At 67.8% G+C, this 621-nt stretch carries 1 protein-coding gene; it reads left to right on the top strand.

What is annotated here, in order from left to right; genetic code table 11:
* Positions 1 to 47: 47 nt before the first annotated feature.
* On the top strand, positions 48 to 621 hold a 574-nt coding region (locus HF921_RS13220), incomplete at its 3' end, for a CsoS2 family carboxysome shell protein (protein ID WP_264318214.1).

Here is a 621-nt window from a genome sequence, read left to right as displayed (position 1 = left end):
ACGCGGCATTTTGCGCATCCGATTCCCAGGCCAGCGCACGCGCCTTGATGGCAAGCGGAAGCGGTGTCGCCGGTGCGACGATGACGGGCATCCGCTTGGGGCCGGACAGCAAGGTGACTGGTTCCGCCCGTGGTGAAGGACTGGTTTTAAGTGGAACGCCCTATGGTGGTGCGGATCAGCGGGTACCGCAGGGGGGTGTGGGAACGCGGATGCATCCCCTCACCCGTGCTCCGGCCGATGCGCCACAAACGACCGTCGCTGCCCCGGAGGTGGCGGCGGTCCGCGGAAATTTTAGCGTCACGACCCCCGCGCGCAGTGCACAGGAGAGCCCACTCAGCCGCGTGACCGGCACGGCCTATGGCGCGGTCGGACGCATCACCGGTCCGGTGAATCTCGCGGCGGGTCTGGTTTCCGGCACCCCCGAGTTCCGTTATCGGGATGAGGCCTATAGCGCCGCGCCGGTGGTCGCAACGCGGGAAGCGCCGCGCAATCGCCTTACCGGGGACGGGCGTGAAGGGGGTTTTGCCATCACGGGAGCGGCCTGGAGGCGGAATGAAAGCATTACCGGCACCGAGGGCAGATCCACGCGCCGCAACCCGACCTTGCGCGGAGAACAGCGCG

It is taken from the genome of Acidithiobacillus ferriphilus, assembly GCF_018854775.1.
Classification (GTDB): domain Bacteria; phylum Pseudomonadota; class Gammaproteobacteria; order Acidithiobacillales; family Acidithiobacillaceae; genus Acidithiobacillus; species Acidithiobacillus ferriphilus.
This window is presented reverse-complemented; position numbering and strand designations above follow the sequence as displayed.